Source organism: Stutzerimonas azotifigens, from assembly GCF_013522725.1.
Taxonomy (GTDB): Bacteria; Pseudomonadota; Gammaproteobacteria; order Pseudomonadales; family Pseudomonadaceae; genus Stutzerimonas; species Stutzerimonas azotifigens_A.
Window position 1 is genome coordinate 327960 of sequence record NZ_JAAMRF010000003.1, and the last position, 23549, is coordinate 351508.

A 23549-nucleotide genomic window follows, 5' to 3' on the forward strand; every position below is an offset into this window, starting at 1 on the left:
GTCGCCCCCTGCATGCCGTCGCCGACGCACTCCTGCCCGACTGAGTACAGCGAACCTGTTCGCTTCCTGCTGCGCGGCTTCTCAAGCTAAACGCTTTCTTCATCCTTCCTGATCTCTCTCTATGAATCTGACCGAACTCAAGCAAAAGCCCATAACCGAACTGCTGGAAATGGCCGAACAGATGGGCATCGAAAACATGGCCCGTTCGCGCAAGCAGGACGTCATTTTCTCGCTGCTTAAAAAGCACGCGAAGAGCGGTGAGGAGATTTCCGGTGATGGCGTCCTGGAGATCCTCCAGGACGGCTTCGGTTTCCTGCGCTCGGCGGACTCTTCCTATCTGGCCGGTCCGGACGACATTTACGTCTCGCCCAGCCAGATCCGTCGCTTCAACCTGCGCACCGGGGACACCATCGTCGGCAAGATCCGCCCGCCGAAGGAAGGCGAGCGTTACTTCGCACTGCTCAAGGTCGACTCGATCAACTACGATCGGCCGGAGAACGCGAAGAACAAGATCCTCTTCGAAAACCTGACTCCGCTGTTCGCCAACAAGCGCCTGACCATGGAAGCCGGCAACGGCTCCACCGAGGACCTCACCGGACGGGTGATCGACCTCTGCGCGCCGATCGGCAAGGGCCAGCGTGGCCTGATCGTCGCCCCGCCGAAAGCGGGCAAGACCATCATGCTGCAGAACATCGCCAGCAACATCACCCGCAACAACCCCGAGTGCCACCTGATCGTCCTTTTGATCGACGAGCGCCCGGAAGAAGTGACCGAGATGCAGCGCACCGTGCGCGGCGAAGTGGTCGCTTCCACCTTCGACGAGCCGCCGACCCGCCACGTGCAGGTCGCCGAGATGGTGATAGAGAAGGCCAAGCGCCTGGTCGAGCACAAGAAGGACGTGGTGATCCTGCTCGACTCCATCACCCGCCTGGCGCGTGCCTACAACACCGTGATCCCGAGCTCCGGCAAGGTACTCACCGGTGGTGTCGACGCCCATGCCCTGGAAAAGCCCAAGCGTTTCTTCGGCGCCGCGCGCAACATCGAGGAAGGCGGTTCGCTGACCATCATCGCTACGGCGCTGGTTGAAACCGGCTCGAAGATGGACGAGGTGATTTACGAGGAATTCAAGGGTACCGGCAACCTGGAACTGCAGCTGGACCGCCGTATCGCGGAAAAGCGCGTGTTCCCGGCGATCAACATCAACCGTTCCGGCACCCGCCGCGAAGAACTGCTGACTAGCGAGGAAGAGCTGCAGCGCATCTGGATTCTGCGCAAGCTGCTGCATCCGATGGACGAGATCGCCGCGATCGAGTTCATGCTCGACAAGCTCAAGGACACGAAGACCAACGACGAGTTCTTCATGTCCATGAAGCGCAAGTAACGCGCGAGCCGTTGCACACGAGGCCGGGGAAACCCGGCCTTCGTTTATCTGCAGGTTTTGGATCGCACGCCTTCAAGGCTAAACTTTGCGCCCCGACCCGCACGCCCCTGCGAGGCACATGCATGCAGTATCGCGATCTGCGCGACTTTATCCGCGGCCTGGAACAGCGCGGCGACCTCAAGCGCATCCAGACGCCTATCTCGCCCGTCCTTGAAATGACCGAAATCTGCGACCGCACGCTGCGCAAGCAGGGGCCGGCGCTGCTGTTCGAGAAGCCGGTAGGCTTCGACATGCCGGTGCTCGGCAACCTGTTCGGGACGCCAGGGCGCGTGGCGCTCGGCATGGGTGCCGACGAGGTGTCGGAGCTGCGCGAGATCGGCAAGTTGTTGGCTTTCCTAAAGGAGCCGGACCCGCCGAAGGGTCTCAAGGACGCCTGGTCCAAGCTGCCGATCTTCAAAAAGGTCCTGTCCATGGCGCCCAGGGTGCTCAAGGATGCGCCTTGCCACGAAGTGGTGATCGAAGGTGAGGACGTCGATCTCGGCCAGTTGCCGGTGCAGACCTGCTGGCCGGGCGACGCCGGGCCGCTGATCACCTGGGGCCTGACGGTGACCCGTGGTCCGAACAAGGAGCGGCAGAACCTCGGCATCTACCGCCAGCAGGTGATCGGGCGCAACAAGGTGATCATGCGCTGGCTCAGCCATCGCGGCGGTGCGCTGGACTTTCGCGACTGGTGCGAGAAGTTTCCGGGCAAGCCCTATCCGGTCGCCGTTGCCCTGGGTGCCGATCCGGCGACCATTCTCGGTGCGGTCACGCCGGTTCCCGACTCGCTCTCCGAATACGCCTTTGCCGGCCTGCTGCGCGGCCACAAGACCGAGTTGGTCAAATGCCGGGGCAGCGACCTGCAGGTGCCGGCCAGCGCCGAGATCGTCCTGGAAGGGCACATCTACCCCGGCGAGATGGCCGATGAAGGTCCCTACGGTGACCACACCGGCTACTACAACGAAGTCGATCGCTTCCCGGTATTCACCGTCGAGCGCATCACCCGGCGCCGCGATGCCATCTACCACAGCACCTACACCGGCCGACCGCCGGATGAGCCGGCGATCCTCGGCGTGGCTTTGAACGAGGTGTTCGTGCCGATCCTGCAGAAGCAATTTCCGGAAATCACCGACTTCTACCTGCCGCCCGAAGGCTGTTCCTACCGCATGGCGGTGGTGACCATGAAGAAGCAGTACCCCGGCCACGCCAAGCGGGTGATGCTGGGCGTCTGGAGCTTCCTGCGCCAGTTCATGTACACCAAGTTCGTCATCGTCACCGATGACGACATCAACGCCCGGGACTGGAACGACGTGATCTGGGCCATCACCACGCGCATGGACCCCAAGCGCGACACGGTGATGATCGACAACACGCCGATCGACTACCTCGATTTCGCCTCGCCGATTTCCGGTCTGGGCAGCAAGATGGGGCTCGATGCGACCCACAAGTGGCCGGGCGAAACCTCGCGGGAATGGGGTCGCGCCATTGTCCAGGACGAGGCGGTCAAGCACCGTGTCGACGAACTCTGGTCGCAGCTGGGAATCGACTGATTAAGCCGCCGCCGCTCGCGGTGGCGCTCCACTTGCCTGTACGGGAACGACTTTTTGATGAGAGTGACGCTGCAACCTTCCGGCGCCGTGCTGCAGACCCTGCCCGGCGAGCGCATCCTCGATGCGGCTCGGCGCCTGGGCTATGAAAGCCCCCACAGCTGCCGCAACGGCAATTGCCTGGTATGCGCGGCATTGCTGGTCGAGGGACGTGTGCAGCAGGGCTTCGAGACGATCGAACAGGGCGAGCTGCTGACCTGTCAGGCCGTACCATTGGAAGATTGCGTGCTGCATTGGGATGGCGTGCTGGCGCCCGGCGAGCTGCCGGTGCGCGAATTCAGCTGCCAGGTGACCGAGTGCGAGGCGGTGGGCGGCGACGTGTTTCGCGTGCGGCTGCTGGCCCCGGCCGGCAAGGCGCCGCGCTATCACGCCGGGCAATACCTGCTGCTGCAGCGCCAGGACGGCGAATTCGCCGCGTTTTCCCTGGCCTCGGCTCCGCAATCGGGCCGCGAACTCGAGCTGCATATTCTCGCGCGTGACGACACCAATATCGGGCTGATCGGCTATCTGCGCGAGCAGAGCAGCGTGCGCGTGAAGATGCCCTTCGGCGACACTCATCTCGCCGAACTGCCTGATGGACCGCTGGTGCTGATTGCCGCCGGCACCGGCATGGCGCAGATGCACAGCCTGGTCGAGTACTGCCGCGCCACAGGCTTCGCGCATCCGGTTCACCTGTACTGGGGGGCGCGTCAGCCGGACGATTTCTATTACATCGCCGGCTGGGACCAGTGGTTGCAGACACCCAACCTGACCCTGCACCAGGTGGTCAGCGACCTCTGCGGCTGGGAAGGGCGCTGCGGCATGCTGCACGAAGCGATCCGCGAGGATTTCTCCGACCTCGGTGCCCTGCACGTCTATGCCAGCGGCTCGCCGGCGATGGTGTACGGCACGCTCGATGCGCTGGTCGAAGCCGGCATGGATGCGCATCAGATGCGCGCCGACGTGTTCGCCTACGCTCCCCGCGACTGACGCAGGCTGCGACGACCGAGTCAGGCCGCCGCAGGTTGTGGATCAGGCGGCGCCGGCCGGTGGCAGCGGTTCGATGGGCACGCTCGAGCGATCGGTCAGGTGCAGCATCTTGCGTAACTTGACCGGTATCGACTTGGCCGCCGGCACTTTACTGCGTTCGGCGTGATGCCAGATCGGCAATAGCGCGTTGCACTCGGGGTAGTAGCCGGCGCAGCAGCCTTCGGGAATGTCGTAGGGCGTCACCCGCAGGGGCGCGACGACACGATGCACGCCGTCGTCGGTGACCGTGATCGCCTCGACCTTGTCGCCTTCGGCGAGCCCCAGCCGGCCGATGTCGTTGCGGTTCATCATGATCACCGCGCGGGTGCCGTTGATGCCGCGGAACCGGTCGTTGTAGCCGTACACCGTGGTGTTGAACTGGTCGTTGCTGCGCAGCGTCATCAGCTGCAGAACATCGCGCCGTTCGTGCCCGCCTTTTTCGGTGTCCGGATCTTCGGAAAGCGACGGCGGGTTGATGAAATTGGCCTTGCCGGTTTCGGTGGCCCACTCGCGCTTGCTGACCCCGAGCGGCCGATGAAAACCGCCCGGCTCCATCATCCGTACATTGAAGTCGTGGAAAATGTCCGGATAGCTCTCGGCGATGGCGTCGCGGATCAGGTTGTAGTCGGCGACCCAGGCATCCCAATCGAGCTTCGGGTTCGGCGCCAGGGCAGCCTTGGCCAGGCGGGCGACGATGGCAGGCTCCGAGAGCAGTCCCTCGTGCGCGGGCGTGGCCACGCCGCGCCAGGCCCGGATGCAGCCGGTGCTGTCTTCCGTCGTGTTGTACTGCTCGCCAGTGGCCTGGCGGTCGATCTCCGTGCGCCCAAGGCACGGCAGGATGTAGCTCACCTGGCCAGTGATCAGATGGGTCCGATTGAGCTTGGTCGATACCTGGACCGACAGGCGCATCCGGCGCCAGGCCGGTTCCATCTGCAACGTGTCGGGAACGGCGCGCACGAAATTGCCGCCCATTGCGACGAAGCCCTTGATCCGGCCCGCCAGGATTCCCTCGCAGGCCTCGACGGTATTGACGCCATCCTCGCTCGGCGGCTCGAAGCCGAACTGGCGCCGCAGATTGTCCGCGGGCGCCTTCGCAGCCTTTTCGGTGATCCCTACCGTGCGCTGGCCCTGGACGTTGGAATGGCCGCGCACGGGCAGGATGCCGGCGCCTTCCTTGCCCATGTTGCCGCGCAGCAGCAGGAGGTTGACCAGCATCTGGATCGTCTGCACGCCGTAGCGGTGCTGAGTCAGGCCCATGCCGTAGGCCGCGATCACCCGCTCGCAGGAGGCATAGCTGCGCGCGGCAGCCTCCATCGCCCCGCGGGTCAGGCCCGAACGGCGCTCCAGCTGCTTCCAGTCGTAGCCGCGTACTTTGCGCTCGAAGTCCTCGAAACCGTGGGTGTGCTGTTCGATGAAGGCCACGTCGAGCACGCGTCGGCTACCGGCAGCGATTGCCTGGTCGTCCAGGTCGAACAGTGCCTTGCACATGCCCGCGATGGCTGCGATATCGCCACCGATTTGCAGCTGGTGATACTGGGTGCTGATCACCGTCTCCTTCGGCGTGACCATCTCGGCTGGAGACTGCGGGTTGGCGAAGCGTTCCAGGCCTCGTTCGCGGATGGGGTTGAAGGTGATGATCGGTGCGCCCCGCTCGCGGGCTTCCTGCAACTGATGAAGCATGCGCGGGCTGGAGGTGCCGGTGTTCTGGCCGAAGAACAGCATGCCGTCCATTTTTTTCATGTCGTGCAAGGTGACGGTCGCCACCGGCACACCGATGCTTTCCGGAAGCGCGATCGAGGTGCTTTCGTGACACATGTTCGAGCTGTCGGGCAGGTTGTTGGTGCCGTACATCCGCGCCAGGATGCTGAACGCATAGGCGGTCTCCAGCGACGCACGGCCGGACATGTAGAAGACCACTTCGTTGGGGTCGGCCATCGCCTTTAGTTCGCGGCCGATCTCCTCGAACGCTTCATCCCAGCTGACCGGTTGATAGCGGTCGCTGGCCGGATCGTAGCGCATGGGATGGGTCAGCCGGCCCTGGCGCTCCAGGTCGAAGTCGGCCCAGTTGAGCAGTTCGGTGACCGAATGCCGAGCGAAGAAGTCCGGCCCACAGCGCTGGCTGGTGTTCTCCCAGGCCGTGGCCTTGGCACCGTTCTCGCAGAATTCCAGCGGCTTGGCCGGGTGCGGCTTTGCCCAGGCGCAACTGACGCAGGCGAACCCCTCGACTGCTTTGTTCTGCTTGAGCAGCAGCGCGGCGTTCCTCGGCGAGACCTTCTGACGGATCAGAATATTGGCTACGGAATAGGCGGAGCCCCATCCGCCCGCGGGTGAGGTGTAGGGCTTGAAGTTCGGCTTGCTCACGTCGTTCCCCTGTTCTGGCGCTCGGCGGCGCGGTGGGCTTCTTTGTTACGACGTGGCCCTCTGTCGATCGTTCAGGACGATCCGTCGAGCGGGGCGATCAGGCAAAGGCCTGATACAAAGCGGCCGATCAGCGGGTCGCGAAACCGAGCTGCCGCCAGCCTTCATAGACTGCTACCGCGACCGTGTTTGACAGGTTCAGGCTGCGGCTGTCCGGTTGCATCGGCAGCCGCAGGCGCTGCGACTCGGGAAAGGCGTCGCGGATCTCGGTCGGCAGGCCCCGGCTCTCCGGGCCGAACAGGAAGGCATCGCCGCGCCGAAAACCCACCTCGTGAAAGGGCTGCGAGCCCTTGGTGGTGAAGGCGAACAGCCGGGGGCCATCGTCTGACGGAGCGCTGCCGGGGCGCGGCAGGCCGAGCAGATCCAGGCAGCTGTCGAGGTCCGGGTGGCGCTGCAGAGGTGCGTATTCGTGATAATCCAGCCCGGCACGGCGCAGGCGCTTGTCGTCCAGCTCGAAGCCCAGCGGCTCGATCAGGTGCAGGCCGCACCCGGTGTTGGCACAGAGCCTGATAATGTTGCCGGTATTGGGCGGAATCTCCGGCTGGAAGAGGATCACGTGGAACATGCAGGGCACCGATACGGAAGACGACCGCCATTCTACTGCGCCGGAGGATCCGCGACCTCGCCTGTGGCGTCGCTTTCTCGCCTCGCTGGCGCTGATCGGTCTGCTGGTGGGGGTGATGATCGGTCGGCTCACGGCGCCCGGGCCGGTGGAGCTGCTGGAGGTCGTGCCGTTCGGCGAAGGGGTGCAGCTCTGGTTCAGCCGCGAGCCGCCGCGCCAGGAGCAGCATCTGGACGGCGCTTTCGCCATCCTCTTCGAGTCGCAGGGGGCGGCGCAGAACGGTCAACTGAACGGCGCCGCAGGGGTGGTCAGCTGGCGGCTGCAGAACACCGAGCGAGGCTTGCTGCTGCACTTCGTCGCGACCCGGCCGCTACGGGCGACGCTGAATGAAGGCAAGGAGGAGGGGCGCTGGGGGGTGAGGGTTTCGCTCGCGCCGCAATAAAAGAGGGAAGAACGAAAAGCCCGGCAGACGCCGGGCTTTTCGTAGGCGAATCAGGCGTCGTCGCCTTCCTCGTCGTCGGCACCGTCGACGCGCATGCCCAGTTCCTTGATCTTGCGGGTCAGGGTGTTGCGCCCCCAGCCGAGCAGGATCGCCGCATCACGCCGGCGCCCAGCGGTGTGCTTGAGCGCGGTCTCGATCATGATCCGCTCGAACGCCGGCACCGCCTCGTCGAGCAGGTTCGACTGGCCGCGCGCCAGCGCCTGATCGGCCCAGTGGCGCAACGCCTGTTCCCAATTGTTCGCCGGCTGCGCGTCGGCCGGCTGGCTGAGCAGTTCCGGCGGCAGGTCGTCGACATGCACCTCGCGCCCGGACGCCATCACCGTGATCCAGCGGCAGGTGTTCTCCAACTGGCGCACGTTGCCCGGCCACGGCAGGTGGCGCATGTAATCTTCGGTCTGTGGCTTGAGCAGCTTGGGTTCGACCGACAGTTCCTGAGCGGCGCTGGCGAGGAAGTGACGCGCCAATGCCGGAATATCCTCACGGCGGTCCGCCAGGCGCGGGATGTGGATGCGGATGACGTTCAGGCGATGGAACAAGTCTTCGCGGAACTTGCCCGCCTGCACCAATCCTTCGAGGTTTTGGTGCGTGGCGGCGATGATGCGCACGTCCACCTTCACCGGCGTATGTCCGCCCACCCGGTAGAACTCGCCATCAGCCAGTACGCGCAGCAGGCGCGTCTGGGTGTCGGCCGGCATGTCGCCGATCTCGTCGAGGAACAGGGTGCCGCCGTCGGCCTGTTCGAAACGGCCGCGACGCTGGTTGGCCGCACCGGTGAACGCCCCTTTCTCGTGGCCGAACAGCTCCGATTCCATCAGGTCCTTCGGGATCGCGGCCATGTTCAGAGCGATGAACGGCGATGCGGCGCGCGGGCTGTGGCGGTGCAACGCGTGGGCGACCAGTTCCTTGCCGGTGCCCGATTCGCCGTTGATCAGCACCGTGATGTTGGAATGCGACAGGCGTCCGATGGCGCGGAATACCTCCTGCATCGCCGGCGCCTCGCCGATGATTTCAGGGGTGCGGTGCAGGTCGGCGGGTGCCTGTAGACCTTGTTGTTCCTGGGCGTGCTGGTTGGCGCGCTTGACCAGCGAAACCGCCTCGTCGACGTCGAACGGCTTGGGCAGGTATTCGAAGGCGCCCCCCTGGTAGGAGGCCACTGCGCTGTCGAGGTCCGAATGCGCGGTCATGATGATCACGGGTAGGCGCGGGTGGTGCTCGCGGATCTGTGCCAGCAGGTCGAGACCGCTGGCCCCGGGCATACGGATGTCGGAAATGATCACGTCGGGCTGCTGGCGTGCCAGGCGGCCGAGGACGCCGTCGGCGCTGTCGAAGCTCTGGGTGGTCATGCCCTCCTGCTGCAAGGCTTTCTCCAATACCCAGCGGATGGAGCGGTCGTCATCTACGATCCAGACGGTTTCGCTTCGGCTCATGGGGCAAGGGCTCCTTGTTCGAGCGGCAGGAAAATCGAGAACGTGGTGTGGCCGGGGTGGCTCTCACACTCGATCAGACCCTGGTGCTGACTGATGATGTTCTGGGTAATGGCCAGGCCGAGCCCGGTGCCGTCGGGGCGTCCGCTGACCATCGGATAGAAGAGCGTGTTTTGCAGTTCGGCCGGTATACCCGGCCCGTTGTCCTGGATCTCGATGCGCGTCACCAGTCGATGGCGGATATGACCGATGGTGAACTGGCGCAGGGTGCGCGTACGCAGGGTGATGCGACCGAGTCCGAGGTCGCTCTGGCTGGCCAGGGCCTGCATGGCGTTGCGTACGATATTCAGCACCGCCTGGATCATCTGCTCGCGATCCATCAGGACTTCGGGAATGCTCGGGTCGTAGTCGCGCACCAAAATGAGGCCGCCCTGGCATTCGGCTTCGATCAGATTGGCGACGCGCTCGAGTACCTCGTGGATGTTGGTCATCGACAGCGACGGAAGCTTGTTCGAGCCGAGCATGCGGTCGACCAGATTACGCAGGCGGTCGGCCTCTTCGATGATCACTTCGGTGTAGTCGCGCAGCTGCTCGTCGGGCAGCTCGCGGGCGAGCAGTTGAGCGGCGCCACGAATGCCGCCCAGTGGATTCTTGATTTCGTGGGCCAGGCCGCGCACCAGCATCTTGGTGGTTTCCTGCTTGGACAGCTGTGCTTCTTCCTTGGTGATGCGCAGCAATCGGTCCCGGGGATGTACTTCGAGCAGCAACATGGTTTCCCGGCGACAGAGAATCGGCGTCACCGCGTAATCCACGGTCAGGGTGTTGCCATTACCGGAGTTCAGCACAGCCTCGCGCTTGGTGAACGGGTGAGCTTCCTGCACCGCCTGGCGCAGTGCGGCCAAGGCTTCGGGCGACTCGGTGAACAGCTCGCTGATGAATTGACCGTGGCTACGCTGTCCGCTCACCGCCAGCAGCATCTCGGCCGCCGGGTTCATGTACTCCAGGCGAAGCTTGGCGTTGAGCAGCAGCGTCGCGGTGGTGAGATTCTCTAGCAGCAGGCTCTGCAGGGCATCGTTGATCATGGCTTGTCTGCATTCGGTGGGTGATCATGAAATGCAAGAAGCAAACCAAAGCGCGCCATAGCGGCGCAGGCCTGCATGCCACGGCGCCCGTCAGGGCGCGCGCTGAACCAAAATGGTGTTGAAGGGAATAGAAAGCAAGCTTATGCACCAAAAAAGTGCAAACAGCGATCAGAAAAAGGGCAGGATGCTCATGCCGCCTTCTTCCTTGGGCTTGTCCGCGATGGGACATTCCGGGCGTACGCCGTAGTCGTTCTTCTTGCATGGGTTGACCATACGTTTCTGGGCCAGCGAGACGCGCCTCACATGGAAGGGCTGGCTAGGCGTCTTTTCCAGAATGCGGCCGCCCTGGTCGATGATCTCGACCGAGATGTGGTGTGTGCCGCGGTCGAGATTGCTCAGGGCGAAGACGGGGCTGCGGCCGGGCGATCCACTGACCTGGCCATCCAGGATCAGGCGGTAGGCGTGTCCTTCCTGCAGGGCGGGATCGCTGGTGGCGGTCACGATCAGATCGCCGGCGTTGTTGTTGACCGTCGCGTCCGGGCCGGGTACCAGTATCCGCAGCAGGCCATAGCCCAGCGCCGGTTTGGCTTTGTTCTCGTCCGCCGAGGGTAGCGGTGCAAGACGTCGAGCCTGCGGTGCCGGCATGGCGTTAGGCGCCGCCAGCTCGATGGCCTTGGCCCCCTCCGTCGGACGGTCGGTGAAGACCCGATTGCCGTCCTGGTCGATGTAGGTATAGACCTGGGCCGTAACCAGCGGGCTGAACAGCATCAGGCACAGAAGCAGACGACACATGGCGGTCACGGCCCTTTCTTGGGTGGAGCGGGCGGTGTCGGTTTCGGCCGCAGCGCCGGGCTGCTGGTGTTGACGCGCTGGATCGTGAACACCTCCGGTGCGCTCTGCTGAATCGAGCGCCCATTGGCGAGAACCTCGACGGCCAGGCTGTGCTCGCCGCGATCGACATTGACCAGCTGCAACATGGGTACGTTGGTAGGCTGACCATAAGGCTGCCCGTCGAGCAGCAGGCGCAGGCTGTGACCGGGGCGCAGCGCGGGATCGATCGATACGCCGACGCTGAAGGTGCCGTTGTTGGCGCGCAGCGCTTCTTCGTCCGGGATGCCCGCCAAGGCGAGTTGCGAATAGGGCGCGGCGGTCCTTGCCGTTTCACTGTCCGAGGGCAATGGCGGCGGCGGTGCGGGAGTCTTGATATCGACCGTGTTGGTAGGCGGCAGCTCCACCGACTCGGCGCTCACGCCGTCCGGCGGCTGGTTGGTGAAGACCGTGTTGCCATTGGCGTCTGTGTATTTGTAGATCTGTGCCGCGGCTGGCAGGGCCAGAAGCAGCATCAAGCTAGCGAGCAGGGCGCGCATGTCCGGTCTCCGTCGAGATGAACGGCTAAGATTGCACCGGCACCCGTCGCTGGCAAGCGCGACGATACGGCGTTGTGAGCGCGTGCCCGTTGTCTGGCCTAAACGAAAAAGGCCTCCCGAAGGAGGCCTCTCGTCACGCCTATGCCGCAGGGATCAGACGCTGTAGTACAGATCGTATTCGAGCGGGTGTACGAAGGTGCGTACCTTGATTTCCTCGGCCGCCTTCAACTCGATGTAAGCGTCGATAAACTCGTCGGTGAACACGCCGCCCTTGGTCAGGAAGGCGCGGCCCTTGTCCAGTTCTTCCAGCGCTTCTTTCAGGCTGCCGCATACCTGCGGGATGTTGGCAGCTTCTTCCGGCGGCAGGTCGTACAGGTTCTTGTCGGCAGCATCGCCGGGGTGAATCTTGTTCTGGATGCCGTCCAGGCCGGCCATCAGCAGTGCTGCGAAGGCCAGGTACGGGTTGGCAGCCGGGTCCGGGAAGCGCGCTTCGATACGGCGAGCCTTCGGGCTGTTGACGTAGGGAATGCGGATCGAGGCGGAGCGGTTGCGGGCCGAGTAAGCCAGCATGACCGGTGCTTCGAAGCCCGGGACCAGACGCTTGTAGGAGTTGGTCGACGGGTTGGTGAAGCCGTTCAGCGCCTTGCCGTGCTTGATGATGCCGCCGATGAAGTACAGGGCGGTATCGGACAGGCCGGCATAGCCTTCACCTGCGAAGGTGTTCTTGCCGTCTTTGGAGATCGACATGTGTACGTGCATGCCCGAGCCGTTGTCGCCATACAGGGGCTTCGGCATGAAGGTCGCGGTCTTGCCGTAGGCGTCGGCGACGTTGTGCACGCAGTACTTGAGAGTCTGGACTTCGTCGGCCTTGGCCACCAGGGTGTTGAACTTCACGCCGATTTCGTTCTGGCCGGCAGTCGCCACTTCGTGGTGGTGGACTTCGACGACCAGGCCCATTTCTTCCAGGGCGTTGCACATGGCGGTGCGGATTTCATGGTCGTGATCGACCGGAGGTACCGGGAAGTAGCCGCCCTTGACGCCCGGGCGGTGGCCCTTGTTGCCGCCGTCGATGTCGGAGTCGGTGTTCCAGGAAGCCTGCTCGGAGAAGATCTTGAACATCGAGCCGGAGATGTCGGACTTGAACTTCACTTCGTCAAAGACGAAGAATTCCGGTTCCGGACCTACGAATACGGTGTCACCGATGCCGGTCGACTTGAGGAATTCCTCGGCGCGCTTGGCGATGCCGCGTGGGTCGCGCTCGTAGCCTTGCATGGTCGAGGGCTCGATGATGTCGCAGACCAGGATCAGGGTCGGCTCTTCGGTGAACGGATCCAGCACCGCGGTGCTGTCGTCCGGCATCAGGATCATGTCGGAAGCTTCAATGCCTTTCCAGCCGGCAATCGAGGAGCCGTCGAACATCTTGCCGTGCTCGAAGAAATCGTCGTCGGCGTCGCGAGCCGGCATGGTCACGTGCTGCTGCTTGCCTTTGGTATCCGTGAAGCGCAGATCAATCCACTTCACATCGTAATCTTTGATCAGTTGAAGCGACTTCGACATGGTTTTCTCCAAGTGGTGGAAGCATGGCAGAGCTTCCGAATCAGGATGAAGCCGGGCAGGGATGTTCCGCCAAGGCAACCTGCCTCACAAGAGAGCAAATTGCATGCCAGTGCCCAAGGATGGGTCCGGGCCAGCGAAAACGGGGTGAGGCGAGCCGATGAGCCCTATAAAAGACCCATTAAGGCACTTTATTGGTGCGCCTTATCTTGGTTTTGTTTCATTTTGGTGCATGACGCGGCCAGAGATTAAAGTTGGTTAAAGGTTGACCACTTTCCGCTATACTCCGCCCCCCTCTTTTTCCGCCGTGCAGACGTCCTCGTTTTCTCCATGAAGCTGATCGTCAAGGTTTTCCCTGAAATCACCATCAAGAGCCGGCCGGTTCGCAAGCGGTTCATTCGCCAGCTGGCGAAGAACATCCGTGCCGTGCTGCGTGATCTGGATCCCGAGCTCTCGGTGGAAGGGGTGTGGGACAACCTCGAGGTGGAGACCAGCGTCACCGAGCCCAGGACGTTGCGCGAGATGATCGAGCGGCTGCGCTGCACGCCGGGCATCGGCCACTTCCTGGAAGTGCACGAGTACCCGCTGGGCGATCTCGACGACATCGTGGAAAAGTGCAAGGCGCACTACGCCGACCGCCTGCCGGGCAAGATCTTCGCGGTGCGCTGCAAGCGCGCCGGCAAGCACACGTTCAGCTCGATGGACGTCGAGCGGCACGTCGGCAGCCAGTTGCGCCAGCAGTGCGGGGCCGCGGGCATCTCGCTCAAGGATCCCGAAATCCAGGTGCGCATGGAAATCCGCGACCAGCGCCTGTTCGTCGTCCACCAGCAGCACGACAGCGTAGGTGGCTATCCACTGGGCGCGCTGGAGCAAACGCTGGTGCTGATGTCCGGCGGCTTCGACTCGACCGTGGCGGCCTACCAGATGATGAGCCGCGGGCTGCTGACCCATTTCTGTTTCTTCAACCTCGGCGGGCGCGCCCATGAGCTGGGCGTGATGGAAGTGGCCCACTATCTCTGGAAGAAGTTCGGCAGCTCCCACCGCGTGCTGTTTATCAGCGTGCCGTTCGAGGAAGTGGTCGGCGAGATTCTCGAGAAAGTCGATAACAGCCAGATGGGCGTGGTGCTCAAGCGCATGATGCTGCGCGCCTCGACGCAGATTGCCGAACGGCTGCAGATCGATGCGCTGGTCACCGGCGAGGCGATTTCCCAGGTCTCCAGCCAGACGCTGCCGAATCTCTCGGTAATCGATTCGGCGACCGACATGTTGGTGCTGCGTCCGCTGATCGCCAGCCACAAGCAGGACATCATCGACACCGCGACCGCCATCGGCACGGCCGATTTCGCCCGGCACATGCCCGAGTACTGCGGGGTCATCTCGGTCAATCCGACCACCCGCGCCAAGCGGGCTCGCATCGAATACGAAGAAAAGCAGTTCGACATGGCGATTCTTGAGCGCGCGCTGGAAAACGCTCGCCAGGTGCCCATCGATCGGGTGATCGACGAACTGGGCAAGGACCTGCCGATCGAGGAAGTGCGCGAAGCGCTTCCCGGTCAGGTGATCCTCGACATCCGTCACCCCGACAGCGCCGAGGACGAACCTCTCCAGCTGTCGGGTATCGAAGTGCAACCGTTGCCCTTTTATGCGCTCAACAGCCGCTTCAAGGAGCTGGATGACAACCGCCAGTACCTGCTGTACTGCGATAAAGGTGTCATGAGCCGCCTGCATGCTCATCACCTGGTGAGCGAGGGGCATCAGAACGTGCGGGTCTATCGACCTGCGAGCTCGAAGCCTGAAGCGGGAAGCTGGAAGTCATGACCAACCGTCCTGCCAATTGCGTCATCATCCGCCGCAAGCAGCCCCCCGATGCTGGCCTTTGTATTTCTGCCTTTACTTCTAGCTTTCAGCTTCAAGCTTCCAGCTTTCATTTAGGAAACACACAGTGATCGAGAATCTACGCAACATCGCCATCATCGCCCACGTCGACCATGGCAAGACCACCCTCGTCGACAAGCTCCTGCGCCTGTCCGGCACCCTGGACCGCAAGGAACTGGAAAACGAGCGGGTGATGGACTCCAACGACCAGGAAAAGGAACGCGGCATCACCATCCTGGCGAAGAACACCGCGCTGAAGTGGCACGACTACAGCATCAACATCGTCGACACCCCCGGCCACGCCGACTTCGGCGGTGAAGTCGAGCGCGTGATGAGCATGGTCGACTCCGTGCTGCTGGTGGTTGACGCCCAAGATGGCCCGATGCCCCAGACCCGCTTCGTGACCCAGAAGGCGTTCAAGGCCGGCCTGCGTCCCATCGTTGTGGTGAACAAGATCGACCGTCCGGGCGCGCGTCCTGACTGGGTCATCGACCAGATGTTTGACCTGTTCGACAACCTCGGCGCCACCGACGAGCAGCTGGACTTCCCGATCGTCTACGCCAGTGCCCTGAACGGCATCGCCGGCATGGACCACGAGAAGATGGACGACAACATGGATGCCCTGTTCCAGGCCATCGTCGACTTTGTCCCGGCGCCGGTCGTCGATGCGTCCGGTCCTTTCCAGATGCAAATCTCGCAGCTCGATTACAACAGCTTCCTCGGCGTGATCGGCATCGGTCGCATCGCCCGCGGCACCATCAAGGCCAACAGCCCTGTCACTGCCATCGGCGCCGATGGCAAGAAGCGCAACGGCCGTATCCTCAAGATCATGGGCCACTCCGGCCTACAGCGCGTCGAAGTGCAGGAAGCCGAAGCGGGCGACATCGTCTGCGTTTCCGGCATGGACGAGCTCTACATCTCTGACACCCTGTGTGACCAGAACAACGTCGAAGCGCTGCCGCCGCTGACCGTTGACCAGCCAACCGTGAGCATGACCTTCCAGGTCAATGACTCGCCGTTCGCTGGCAAGGAAGGCAAGTTCGTCACCAGCCGTAACATCAAGGACCGTCTGGAGAAAGAACTGCTGCACAACGTCGCCCTGCGCGTCGAGCCGGGCGATAGCCCAGAGAAGTTCAAGGTTTCCGGTCGTGGCGAACTGCACCTCTCGGTACTGATCGAAACCATGCGCCGTGAAGGCTTCGAGCTGGCCGTGGGCCGGCCGGAAGTGGTGATCATCGAGAACGAGGCCGGCGAGAAGCAGGAGCCGTACGAGAACGTCACCATCGACATCGAGGAACAGCACCAGGGTCCGGTGATGGAGCAGATGGGCCTGCGTAAAGGTGATCTGAGCAATATGGTCCCCGATGGCAAGGGTCGTGTGCGTCTGGAGTACACCATTCCGGCGCGTGGCCTGATCGGCTTCCGCAACAACTTCCTGACCATGACTTCGGGCTCGGGCATCCTGACCTCGACCTTCAGCCACTATGGCCCGATCAAGGCCGGCGAAGTGACCAACCGCCAGAACGGAGTGCTGGTCTCGATGGCCACCGGCACCGCGCTGACCTACTCGCTGGAAACCCTGCAGGCGCGCGGCAAGCTGTTCCTGGCCCCAGGCGACGAGATCTACGAAGGCCAGCTGTGTGGTATCAACAGCCGTGATAACGACCTGGTGCTCAACCCCACCAAGGGCAAGAAGCTCGACAACATGCGTGCATCGGGCAAAGACGAAGTCATCGCCCTGGTGCCGCCGATCAAGTTCACCCTCGAGCAGGCGCTGGAATTCATTGCCGACGACGAGCTGGTGGAAGTGACGCCTAAGTCGATCCGTCTGCGTAAGAAGTACCTCAACGAGAACGACCGCAAGCGCTACGAGCGCGCGAAGGTCTGATCGACTGGTGAAATGAACAAAGGCGCCCCTCGGGCGCCTTTTTCATGTCCGGAGAAATGCTGTTCACTCTCATGGAGGTGAGGTAGAAAGCTCTACGCGCGATAGCCTGACCGGGTTGTCCAGCCTTGATGAGGTGGCTGAGCATGAGCTCCGCCCCCATCACTCCGGAGGGCGAGGGCGTAGGTATCTAGACGATCACCGCGAATTTTTCGGCAGCCCGACCAGCCAATCGCCTGTCGGAAGGTGCCGACGACATCCAAATACGCAGTCCCTTCGTCTGCCACTCGCGGCCTTGACCGCGATCTCAAAGCGCTCTCTTCCAATAGTTCCCCAGGCGTCCCGAGCCAATTTCTGAAAATGTGATTCGTTTGGCGCTGCGGGGCGGCTAAGCCGATGCTCGGCCGTTGCTGCCATCGCGGCATATCGCCATCATTGCGCCCTTCTCGAATGCCAAACCAAGGACTGGTTGCGATGCGCAAGCTGATGTTCGCTGCGGTGCTGTTTTCGTTGTCCGAGGCCGTCTCTGGCCAGGTCGCTCCCGGCACGTTGCCGTCGCCCGGTGAGCGTGACCTCATCCGCGATCGCCAGGAGCGTCTGCTCGAAGAGCAGCGTCGGCGTCTCGAGGAATTGCAGCAGTTGCCGGGCCGCGAACTGCAGCTGGAGCCGACGCAGGCGGTCGAGGACGAGCGCTGCTTCGAGATCTCCACCATCCGCCTCCAGGGCGCCACCCGTCTCTCCGACGCGCAACAGGCGTCGCTGCTGGCTCCGTTCAGCGGCCAGTGCCTGGGGGCTAACCAGCTCAACGCCCTGCTCAAGGCCGTCACCCAGTTCTACATCGACCAGGGCCATGTCACCTCCCGCGCCTACTTGCCGCAGCAGGACATGTCCGATGGCGAGCTGGAGGTGCTGGTTGTCGAAGGCGCTCTGGAAGGGCTCGATTCATCGGCCATCGCCAGTGATCGCGAACTGGCCATGGCCTTTCCCGGCCGCACCGGCCAGATCGTCAACCTGCGTGAGCTGGAGCAACTGGTCGACCAGCTCAACCGTTTGCCGTCCCGTCCGGCGCAACTCGAGCTGCTGCCCGGGGATGAGGTAGGCGGCAGCCGTGTACAGTTGCAGGGCGAGCCACTCAAGCCCTGGCGGGTGAGCTTCAACCGTCACAACAATGGCGAGAAAAGCACCGGCGAGCAGCAGTGGGGGCTCGGTCTGGACTGGGACAGCCCGCTGGGCCTGGCCGACCAGCTGAGCCTGCGCGCCGGTGGCGATGCGGTCAGCGACCAGCATCGTCATTCGGCCAACCAGGGGCTGTTCTACACCCTTCCTTATGGCTGGTGGACCTTCAGCTACGGCTACAACCAGAGCTACTACCGTACCCAGAGCGACGGAGGCGGTTTCGTCTTCGAACTCGATGGCGAGAGCAAGAGCCACCAGCTGGGCGCCGAGCGCGTCCTGCACCGCGACAGCCTGAGCAAGACCGTGACAGCGGTATTCGGGCCCGGCTGCTGTACGGCGCCCATGACGACCTGCCCGACGATCATGCCATCGATCTAGAGCACCTGGCCCGGGTCGCGGCGGACTGGCCCGAGGGGCGGGTTTCGCTGGGCCTCGGCTGGCGCGGCGTTGGCAGCGGGGACGATGCGGGCGTTCTGGCGGTCGGTCGGCAGGAGATCGAGGCGGCGCGGCAACTGGGGCTGCCGGTCTCGGTGCATTCCGGCGGGGCGCGCAACGGGGCGCTGGTGGCAAGTGGCCTGCTGGGGCCGGATGTGCAGATCGTGCATGCCACCGGGGCGACGCGTGAACAGCTCGAGGCGTTCCGCCAGGCCGGTGCCTCGCTGTCGCTGACGCCGATCACCGAGCAGCGCGTCGGCTATGGCCTCACGCACCTGAGTGATTACGAGGCGGTTGGGCTCATCGGCCTGGGCATCGACGGACCGGCCCTGGCCGGCACCGCCGACCTGTTCGCCAACATGCGCCTGCTGGCGCTGACCGAGTCCGGGGCGCAGCGCTCCGAAACGGCGGTCGAACCGCGTCGCATCCTCGAGCTGGCGACGCTGGAAGCGGCCCGTTCCCTGGGGCTGGAGGACGAGATCGGTTCGATCACCCCAGGCAAGCGTGCCGACCTCATTCTGCTCGACCTCGATGCGCTCAACCTGGCGCGGCCCGGCGATACCGATCCCGCGGCGCTAGTGGTCTATTCGGCGACGCCGGCCAACGTCGATACGGTGATCGTCGATGGCATCGTCCGCAAGCGCGACGGTCGCCTGCTCGACCTGGACGTCCCGGGCCTGCTCGACGAGGTGCGCGGCTCGCTGGACGCCCTGCTCGAGCGTGCCGGAGGGCTGCCAGAGGTACCGGATGGGGCCTGAGCAGCGTGGTGTGTCGTCGTTCGGCTGATTCGCGGCGGTCAAGACTAGGCGTCCCCGACCGCTTTCACGGGGCGCCCGCGATGGAGAGCGTCCGTGATCCGGATTCAAGCCCTGCCCGGTATCGACATCACCCAGTCTCGGATCGCCAGGATCGTAGGGTCGCTTGCCCGGCTTTCCGGATAGACCAGGTAGAACGGCTTGCCCTCGATCGTGGGGCCGAAGGGTTGCACCAATCGTCCTTGATCCAGCTCGTCCTGGATCAGCTGGCGGCTCATCAGCGCAACGCCTTGCCCGCCGACGGCAGCCGAGATGGCGTGGGTTTCGTCGGAAAACACCAGTCCGGCCGTCACGTCCAGGTCCGGTACCTTCGCCAGCTTTTGCCAGGTGGCCCATTCCAGCGGGGACGAAACGGCATCGTTGTTGCGAAAGTGGATCAGCGGATGGGCCGGTAGTTGCGCCACATCGGTCAGCCCCAGCAGTGGGCTGCAGGTCGGGATGAAGGTGTTATCGAATAGCTTCTCGGCCACCAGACCCGGCCAGCGACCGTCGCCGTAGCGGATGGCCAGGTCGGCGGTCACCCCGTCCAGCGCGACCGGCTCGTGGGAGGCGTGGAAGCGCAGGTCGATTTCGGGATGGCTCTCGCGCAGCAGGCAAACCCAACAGAGCAGCCAGCGCACGGCGACCGCCGGGGTGGTCGACAGCGTGGCCGCCTGCCGGGGCGGTGCCGCCTTCAGGCGCTCGACCACAGTCCCGATGCTGTCGAATGCCGACTCCAGTACCTGCTGCAGCTCCCGTCCCTGGGGCGTTAGCTCCAGTTTGCGGGGCCTGCGTACGAAGAGCGCAATGCCCAGCGTCGTTTCCAGGCCCTTTATCTGGTGGCTGATGGCGGTGGCCGTGACGGAAAGCTCCTGTGCCGCCTGCTTGGCGCTTTCATGGCGCGCCGCCGCCTCGAAGGCGCGCAGGGCGGAGAGGGAGGGGAGCTGACGTTTCATGAATGAAAAGAAGTCATCTGTGTGGGCTAGAAAAGATCGTTTGTCCGCCATCAATGCGGGTCGATAGCCTGAGTATGTCGTCATTTCAGATGAGTTCAACTTGAAACTGAGGAGATACGCCATGCTTCGTATTCTGCACATCGACGCCAGCGCTCGCCCTGGCCTTGCCGGAACCGATGAACACGGGTCGCACAGCCGCAGGCTCACCCGACGGTTCGTAGACCGGTGGCTATCCGCCCGCACGCAGGACGCCGTTACCTACCGGGACATCGGCCAGAAACCGCCTTCATTCATCAATCATGACTGGATCGCCGCCAGCTTTACGCCCGTAGAACGACGGTTGCCCTGGATGAAGCAGGCCTTGGCCGAGAGCGACCAACTGGTCGACGAGTTGATCGCCGCCGACGTCCTGGTGATCGGTGCGCCGCTCTACAACTTCGGCATGCCTGCTGCGCTCAAGGCATGGGTCGACCAGGTGGTTCGCCCCGGAAGGACGGTGGACGTCAACGAGAGCCGACCAACCGACCCGTACGTTCCCAGGCTGGCGGACCGGCCCCGGCACGCTGTGATTCTCGCGGCCAGGGGCGGCGTCGGCTTCGGGCCCGGCGGCCCCATGGCGCACATGAATCACCTGGAGCCGAACCTGATCACGGCGCTCGAATTCATCGGCATCACCCGGTTCCACCGCATCGCGATCGAAGGCCAGGAGATCGGGGGCGAGGTGCTGGCCCGCTCCATCGACGAGGGGCTGCAGCACGTCGACAGGTTGGTCGATGAGCTTCAGGCGGTGCTGCAAACCCGTCCTCAACGCCAGCCGGCCTAGGCGGGCAGGCCGCTGTCACCGGCAGGAGGTTGCGGTCGCGGCGGCCGATGGCCAGGCAGGGCCGCACGCTTCTCGTCACGCCAGTGGCGTGCATCAATCCGCTCTTCGCACCCTTACTCGCGCACCCAGGTTTGCGTGCGTCCCAGCGCTTCGACGCCGATGTAGCCGCGCATCTCCAGTTTCTGGCCGCCGTCGAGCAGGGTGATCTTGGACCGGTAGGTCTTGCCCTTGGACGGGTCGAGTATCTCACCGCCACTCCATACGTTGTCACCGGCCGGCTTCAGGCCCCAGAGGATGGTCATGCCGGTGATCGGCTGGTCTTTGCGTTCGCCGGAGCAGGCCGTGCAGACGGGGTTGGGGCCGTGGTCCGACTGCAGGATCTCCGCTACCTTGCCGGTCAGCGTGCCGTCGGCGGATTCTTCGATCGTCACGATCGACTTGGGCTTGCCGGTTTCGTCATCGATGGTCTGCCAGCGCCCGACGGGCGATTCGGCCGCCGATGCGGCGAGCGAAGTGACGGTCAGGGGCAATGCAAGCAGCAGCGCGGTCAGCAGCGAGCGCATGGGGTTCTCCTCGTGATGGAACGATTCGCCAGACTCTAACCGATCCGCCGGCTCGGGTGCGCCGCCAACCCACCTGATGCACGGCGCGCGGGCCGCGGGCGACGCTGTCACACCCGGATGTCGCCCAGCGCCCGCACCTCGGCCTCGATGCGCGTGCCGGTGGCGCGTTCTTCGTTGGAGAAGCCGTCGTAGTCGGACAGCGCGCCGAAGTCGATGCCGGTGAGGCGCTCGATCTGCAGCACGCTGCGCTGGTAGGTCCGGAAGCGACCGAACAGGGCGGTGAGGCGGTCGAGCTCGCCGGACTGGTCGATCATGTAGGCGGTGGCGGAAGGTCTGCCGTCGTCGCCGAGAAAGGCGACCACTTTCCAGAACGCGCTGGGTATCGGGACACCACGGTAGAGCCGGTCGTCTTCGCCGAAGATCGGGCCGCTGAAGACCGTGGCGCGCGCCTGCCAGCGGCGGGTGTTGTCGAGCAGGTAGTTTTCCAGGTCCAGCCAGTTCTTCTGATTGAAGCCGGCCATCTGGGGTGCGCAGTTGGTGAAGTGGAAGGTGTCGGCGTTGGCCTGTTCGGCCAGCGGACCCCAGTTCGGGTCCTGGCGCCGCACCAGATGCCCGCGGTCGAGCAGGTTGTCCGCATATAGAAACTCGCCGATTTGAGCCTCCGAGGGGATGCGCCCGTCATAGGCCCAGCGATCCCTATTTCGTATCACCTCGACCAGCGAGCCGCCCTCGATGTTCACCCCGACGAACAGCGCCAGGCGTCGGCGCCTGGACATGGCGATGGAGAAGTGCGTGTAGTCGAGCCGGTCCTGCGCGTTGCCAGGAATCGGCAGGAGATCGTCCCGGTAGGGTTCGGCCAGGCCTGGCCAGGGCACTTGAAACGCGCCGAGGAAGTCCGCCCGGTAGCCGTCCCTGTTGGCCAGCGCTTCGGCCGGTGTGGTGCGTGGCGGGGCGAGTTCGGTTGTCGGCGCCAGGGCCGTTGGGTGGCCAAGCGGACGCAGATCGGCCAGGCGCGGGCGATGGTGCAACTGGGCGGGTTCGGTCATAGGTGCTCCGGCTGCGGGGTGGCGTCTGCACGGGCAGGCCCGCGCAGACGTTCGATCCGACCGTAGCCGGGCTTCATGAACCTTTGAGGTGACGCTGTGCGATCAGGTACGTGCACGCGAATAGTCAAGGCAGTGTGCAGAACTCCGATCGGCTAAAGCCGGTAGCATCGCTGCAGTTTGACTCTGCGATCGACGACGGCTGGAGCGGGTTGAGGATGCCTTCTGCCTTGCCAACGTTATCTATTTCGAATAGCCGTGCTGGCCGCTCACGGCTGTTCCGTGGGCTGCGCCAGCGCGTCTGTTCACGCCTGACGCACCGCATGTGCGCCCGATGCCCGTCGTTGGTCAGCCCGAACCGTGCTTCGAGCGCCGCGCTCTCGCGGCGAACGCCGTGACGACCATGGCGATGACGGCCCCGCCCGCGGCCAGCGCCATGTCCTTTTGCGGGTCCCAGCGGTCGTCTTGCGTGGCTAGAAAGGTACGCCCAAGGCCGCCGCCGAGCATTTCCGCCCCGGCCCACTCGACCAGTTCGTAAATGGCGGAGGTCGACAGCACGATATCGACCGGCAGTATCAGGCTCCACAGTCCCGGGCGCAGGCCTAGGCGGATCAGCACTTCGCGAATCGGATAGGCCAACAGCAGGCCGTAGCTGAAGTGTGCCAATCGGTCGAACTGATTACGTTCCCAGCCCATCTGCTGGTCCAGGCTGTTGCCGGTCAACGCCCGCCACCAGTCGTCGTAGGGCACTTTCGCGTAGGTGTAATGCGCACCGAGCTGATGAATGCACAGATACAGGAAGATCAGGGTCGCGGCGCTGCGAGAGGGCAGGTAGTACTTGTGGCCCGACAACAATGCTGCTGCAAGGCCCACGACCAGCAGATTCTCCAGCAGCCAGTCATGGCGGTTTGACGGCTCGATTGCCAATACGGCCCAAACCAGCAGAAACAAGCCGACCAAGGTCAGCAAATAGTGTCGATGGCGTTGGTCTATGCCCATGCTCTCTCCTGAGATTTCTCCTACCTGTAGGACCAGCGCAACGCCGGGAGGGTCCC

19 protein-coding genes and 1 pseudogene are annotated in these 23549 nt (G+C 63.8%); 9 read left to right on the forward strand and 11 right to left on the reverse strand.

Annotated features, from left to right (window positions below; translation table 11 throughout):
* Positions 1 to 121: 121 nt before the first annotated feature.
* From rho to G7026_RS07420, 3 genes are all read left to right on the forward strand, one after another.
* Positions 122 to 1381: a transcription termination factor Rho gene (gene rho / locus G7026_RS07410; RefSeq protein WP_138408055.1), complete on the forward strand. Its 1260-nt coding sequence runs from the start codon at positions 122 to 124 to the stop codon at positions 1379 to 1381.
* Between the two features lie 122 nt (positions 1382 to 1503).
* Entirely contained in the window at positions 1504 to 2970 is a 1467-nt protein-coding gene (ubiD, locus tag G7026_RS07415; protein WP_181070113.1) for a 4-hydroxy-3-polyprenylbenzoate decarboxylase, read from the forward strand.
* A 57-nt stretch (positions 2971 to 3027) separates the two neighbouring features.
* Entirely contained in the window at positions 3028 to 3996 is a 969-nt protein-coding gene (locus G7026_RS07420; RefSeq protein WP_181070114.1) for a CDP-6-deoxy-delta-3,4-glucoseen reductase, read from the forward strand.
* A 42-nt stretch (positions 3997 to 4038) separates the two neighbouring features.
* On the opposite strand, the gene G7026_RS07425 is transcribed toward G7026_RS07420, so the two are convergent.
* Both G7026_RS07425 and G7026_RS07430 read right to left on the reverse strand, forming a co-directional pair.
* Positions 4039 to 6396: an FdhF/YdeP family oxidoreductase gene (locus tag G7026_RS07425; protein WP_181070115.1), complete on the reverse strand. Its 2358-nt coding sequence runs from the start codon at positions 6394 to 6396 to the stop codon at positions 4039 to 4041.
* Positions 6397 to 6523: 127 nt separating this feature from the next.
* The gene (locus G7026_RS07430; RefSeq protein ID WP_181070116.1) at positions 6524 to 7018 is read right to left on the reverse strand and encodes a tRNA (cytidine(34)-2'-O)-methyltransferase; all 495 of its coding nucleotides are present in this window, start codon (positions 7016 to 7018) and stop codon (positions 6524 to 6526) included.
* On the opposite strand from G7026_RS07430, the gene G7026_RS07435 reads away from it, so the two are divergent.
* Complete coding sequence (locus tag G7026_RS07435; RefSeq protein WP_181070117.1) at positions 7017 to 7457, forward strand: hypothetical protein; 441 nt, start codon at positions 7017 to 7019, stop codon at positions 7455 to 7457. The genes G7026_RS07430 and G7026_RS07435 overlap by 2 nt on opposite strands.
* A gap of 50 nt (positions 7458 to 7507) precedes the next feature.
* On the opposite strand, the gene ntrC is transcribed toward G7026_RS07435, so the two are convergent.
* From ntrC to glnA, 5 genes are all read right to left on the reverse strand, one after another.
* Positions 7508 to 8944 (reverse strand): nitrogen regulation protein NR(I), encoded by a 1437-nt coding sequence (gene ntrC, locus G7026_RS07440; protein WP_181070118.1) that lies wholly within the window; start codon positions 8942 to 8944, stop codon positions 7508 to 7510.
* Entirely contained in the window at positions 8941 to 10023 is a 1083-nt protein-coding gene (gene glnL, locus G7026_RS07445; protein ID WP_181070119.1) for a nitrogen regulation protein NR(II), read from the reverse strand. Before glnL ends, ntrC begins: the two co-directional genes overlap by 4 nt.
* A 168-nt stretch (positions 10024 to 10191) precedes the next feature.
* Complete coding sequence (locus tag G7026_RS07450; RefSeq protein ID WP_181070120.1) at positions 10192 to 10815, reverse strand: DUF4124 domain-containing protein; 624 nt, start codon at positions 10813 to 10815, stop codon at positions 10192 to 10194.
* A gap of 5 nt (positions 10816 to 10820) precedes the next feature.
* Entirely contained in the window at positions 10821 to 11390 is a 570-nt protein-coding gene (locus G7026_RS07455) for a DUF4124 domain-containing protein (RefSeq protein WP_181070121.1), read from the reverse strand.
* 153 nt (positions 11391 to 11543) lie between these two features.
* The gene (gene glnA / locus G7026_RS07460; RefSeq protein ID WP_181070122.1) at positions 11544 to 12947 is read right to left on the reverse strand and encodes a glutamate--ammonia ligase; all 1404 of its coding nucleotides are present in this window, start codon (positions 12945 to 12947) and stop codon (positions 11544 to 11546) included.
* Between the two features lie 327 nt (positions 12948 to 13274).
* On the opposite strand from glnA, the gene thiI reads away from it, so the two are divergent.
* The 4 genes and pseudogenes from thiI to G7026_RS07480 all read left to right on the forward strand — a co-directional run bounded on the left by thiI (position 13275) and on the right by G7026_RS07480 (position 19073).
* Complete coding sequence (gene thiI, locus G7026_RS07465) at positions 13275 to 14762, forward strand: tRNA uracil 4-sulfurtransferase ThiI (RefSeq protein ID WP_181070123.1); 1488 nt, start codon at positions 13275 to 13277, stop codon at positions 14760 to 14762.
* A 124-nt stretch (positions 14763 to 14886) separates the two neighbouring features.
* Positions 14887 to 16707, forward strand: a complete 1821-nt coding sequence (gene typA, locus G7026_RS07470; RefSeq protein ID WP_181070124.1) for a translational GTPase TypA — start codon at positions 14887 to 14889, stop codon at positions 16705 to 16707.
* Positions 16708 to 17178: 471 nt separating this feature from the next.
* Positions 17179 to 18195: pseudogene (locus G7026_RS07475) on the forward strand (ShlB/FhaC/HecB family hemolysin secretion/activation protein); the annotation flags it as partial.
* 179 nt (positions 18196 to 18374) lie between these two features.
* Positions 18375 to 19073 carry an amidohydrolase family protein gene (locus tag G7026_RS07480; RefSeq protein WP_308811769.1) on the forward strand — a complete coding sequence of 233 codons (699 nt, stop codon included), beginning with the start codon at positions 18375 to 18377 and terminating at the stop codon, positions 19071 to 19073.
* A gap of 104 nt (positions 19074 to 19177) precedes the next feature.
* Here the strand turns inward: G7026_RS07480 and G7026_RS07485 are convergent, their stop codons facing one another.
* Entirely contained in the window at positions 19178 to 20065 is an 888-nt protein-coding gene (locus tag G7026_RS07485) for a LysR substrate-binding domain-containing protein (RefSeq protein ID WP_181070125.1), read from the reverse strand.
* Between the two features lie 121 nt (positions 20066 to 20186).
* On the opposite strand from G7026_RS07485, the gene G7026_RS07490 reads away from it, so the two are divergent.
* Entirely contained in the window at positions 20187 to 20888 is a 702-nt protein-coding gene (locus tag G7026_RS07490; RefSeq protein ID WP_181070126.1) for an FMN-dependent NADH-azoreductase, read from the forward strand.
* 113 nt (positions 20889 to 21001) lie between these two features.
* Here the strand turns inward: G7026_RS07490 and G7026_RS07495 are convergent, their stop codons facing one another.
* The 3 genes from G7026_RS07495 to G7026_RS07505 form a co-directional block, all read right to left on the reverse strand.
* Entirely contained in the window at positions 21002 to 21451 is a 450-nt protein-coding gene (locus tag G7026_RS07495) for a DUF2147 domain-containing protein (protein WP_181070127.1), read from the reverse strand.
* Between the two features lie 107 nt (positions 21452 to 21558).
* Positions 21559 to 22497 carry a DNA/RNA non-specific endonuclease gene (locus tag G7026_RS07500; RefSeq protein WP_181070128.1) on the reverse strand — a complete coding sequence of 313 codons (939 nt, stop codon included), beginning with the start codon at positions 22495 to 22497 and terminating at the stop codon, positions 21559 to 21561.
* Positions 22498 to 22842: 345 nt separating this feature from the next.
* Positions 22843 to 23493 (reverse strand): DUF2238 domain-containing protein, encoded by a 651-nt coding sequence (locus G7026_RS07505; protein WP_181070129.1) that lies wholly within the window; start codon positions 23491 to 23493, stop codon positions 22843 to 22845.
* Positions 23494 to 23549 lie beyond the last annotated feature (56 nt).

What these genes read in the sequence shown, in the direction of transcription:
- rho (WP_138408055.1), top strand. Translation starts at nt 122, where the DNA reads ATGAATCTGACCGAACTCAAGCAAAAGCCCATAACCGAACTGCTGGAA.
- ubiD (WP_181070113.1), top strand. Translation starts at nt 1,504, where the DNA reads ATGCAGTATCGCGATCTGCGCGACTTTATCCGCGGCCTGGAACAGCGC.
- G7026_RS07420 (WP_181070114.1), top strand. Translation starts at nt 3,028, where the DNA reads ATGAGAGTGACGCTGCAACCTTCCGGCGCCGTGCTGCAGACCCTGCCC.
- G7026_RS07435 (WP_181070117.1), top strand. Translation starts at nt 7,017, where the DNA reads ATGCAGGGCACCGATACGGAAGACGACCGCCATTCTACTGCGCCGGAG.
- G7026_RS07430 (WP_181070116.1), bottom strand. Translation starts at nt 7,018, where the DNA reads ATGTTCCACGTGATCCTCTTCCAGCCGGAGATTCCGCCCAATACCGGC.
- ntrC (WP_181070118.1), bottom strand. Translation starts at nt 8,944, where the DNA reads ATGAGCCGAAGCGAAACCGTCTGGATCGTAGATGACGACCGCTCCATC.
- glnL (WP_181070119.1), bottom strand. Translation starts at nt 10,023, where the DNA reads ATGATCAACGATGCCCTGCAGAGCCTGCTGCTAGAGAATCTCACCACC.
- G7026_RS07450 (WP_181070120.1), bottom strand. Translation starts at nt 10,815, where the DNA reads ATGTGTCGTCTGCTTCTGTGCCTGATGCTGTTCAGCCCGCTGGTTACG.
- G7026_RS07455 (WP_181070121.1), bottom strand. Translation starts at nt 11,390, where the DNA reads ATGCGCGCCCTGCTCGCTAGCTTGATGCTGCTTCTGGCCCTGCCAGCC.
- glnA (WP_181070122.1), bottom strand. Translation starts at nt 12,947, where the DNA reads ATGTCGAAGTCGCTTCAACTGATCAAAGATTACGATGTGAAGTGGATT.
- thiI (WP_181070123.1), top strand. Translation starts at nt 13,275, where the DNA reads ATGAAGCTGATCGTCAAGGTTTTCCCTGAAATCACCATCAAGAGCCGG.
- G7026_RS07485 (WP_181070125.1), bottom strand. Translation starts at nt 20,065, where the DNA reads ATGAAACGTCAGCTCCCCTCCCTCTCCGCCCTGCGCGCCTTCGAGGCG.
- G7026_RS07490 (WP_181070126.1), top strand. Translation starts at nt 20,187, where the DNA reads ATGCTTCGTATTCTGCACATCGACGCCAGCGCTCGCCCTGGCCTTGCC.
- G7026_RS07495 (WP_181070127.1), bottom strand. Translation starts at nt 21,451, where the DNA reads ATGCGCTCGCTGCTGACCGCGCTGCTGCTTGCATTGCCCCTGACCGTC.
- G7026_RS07500 (WP_181070128.1), bottom strand. Translation starts at nt 22,497, where the DNA reads ATGACCGAACCCGCCCAGTTGCACCATCGCCCGCGCCTGGCCGATCTG.
- G7026_RS07505 (WP_181070129.1), bottom strand. Translation starts at nt 23,493, where the DNA reads ATGGGCATAGACCAACGCCATCGACACTATTTGCTGACCTTGGTCGGC.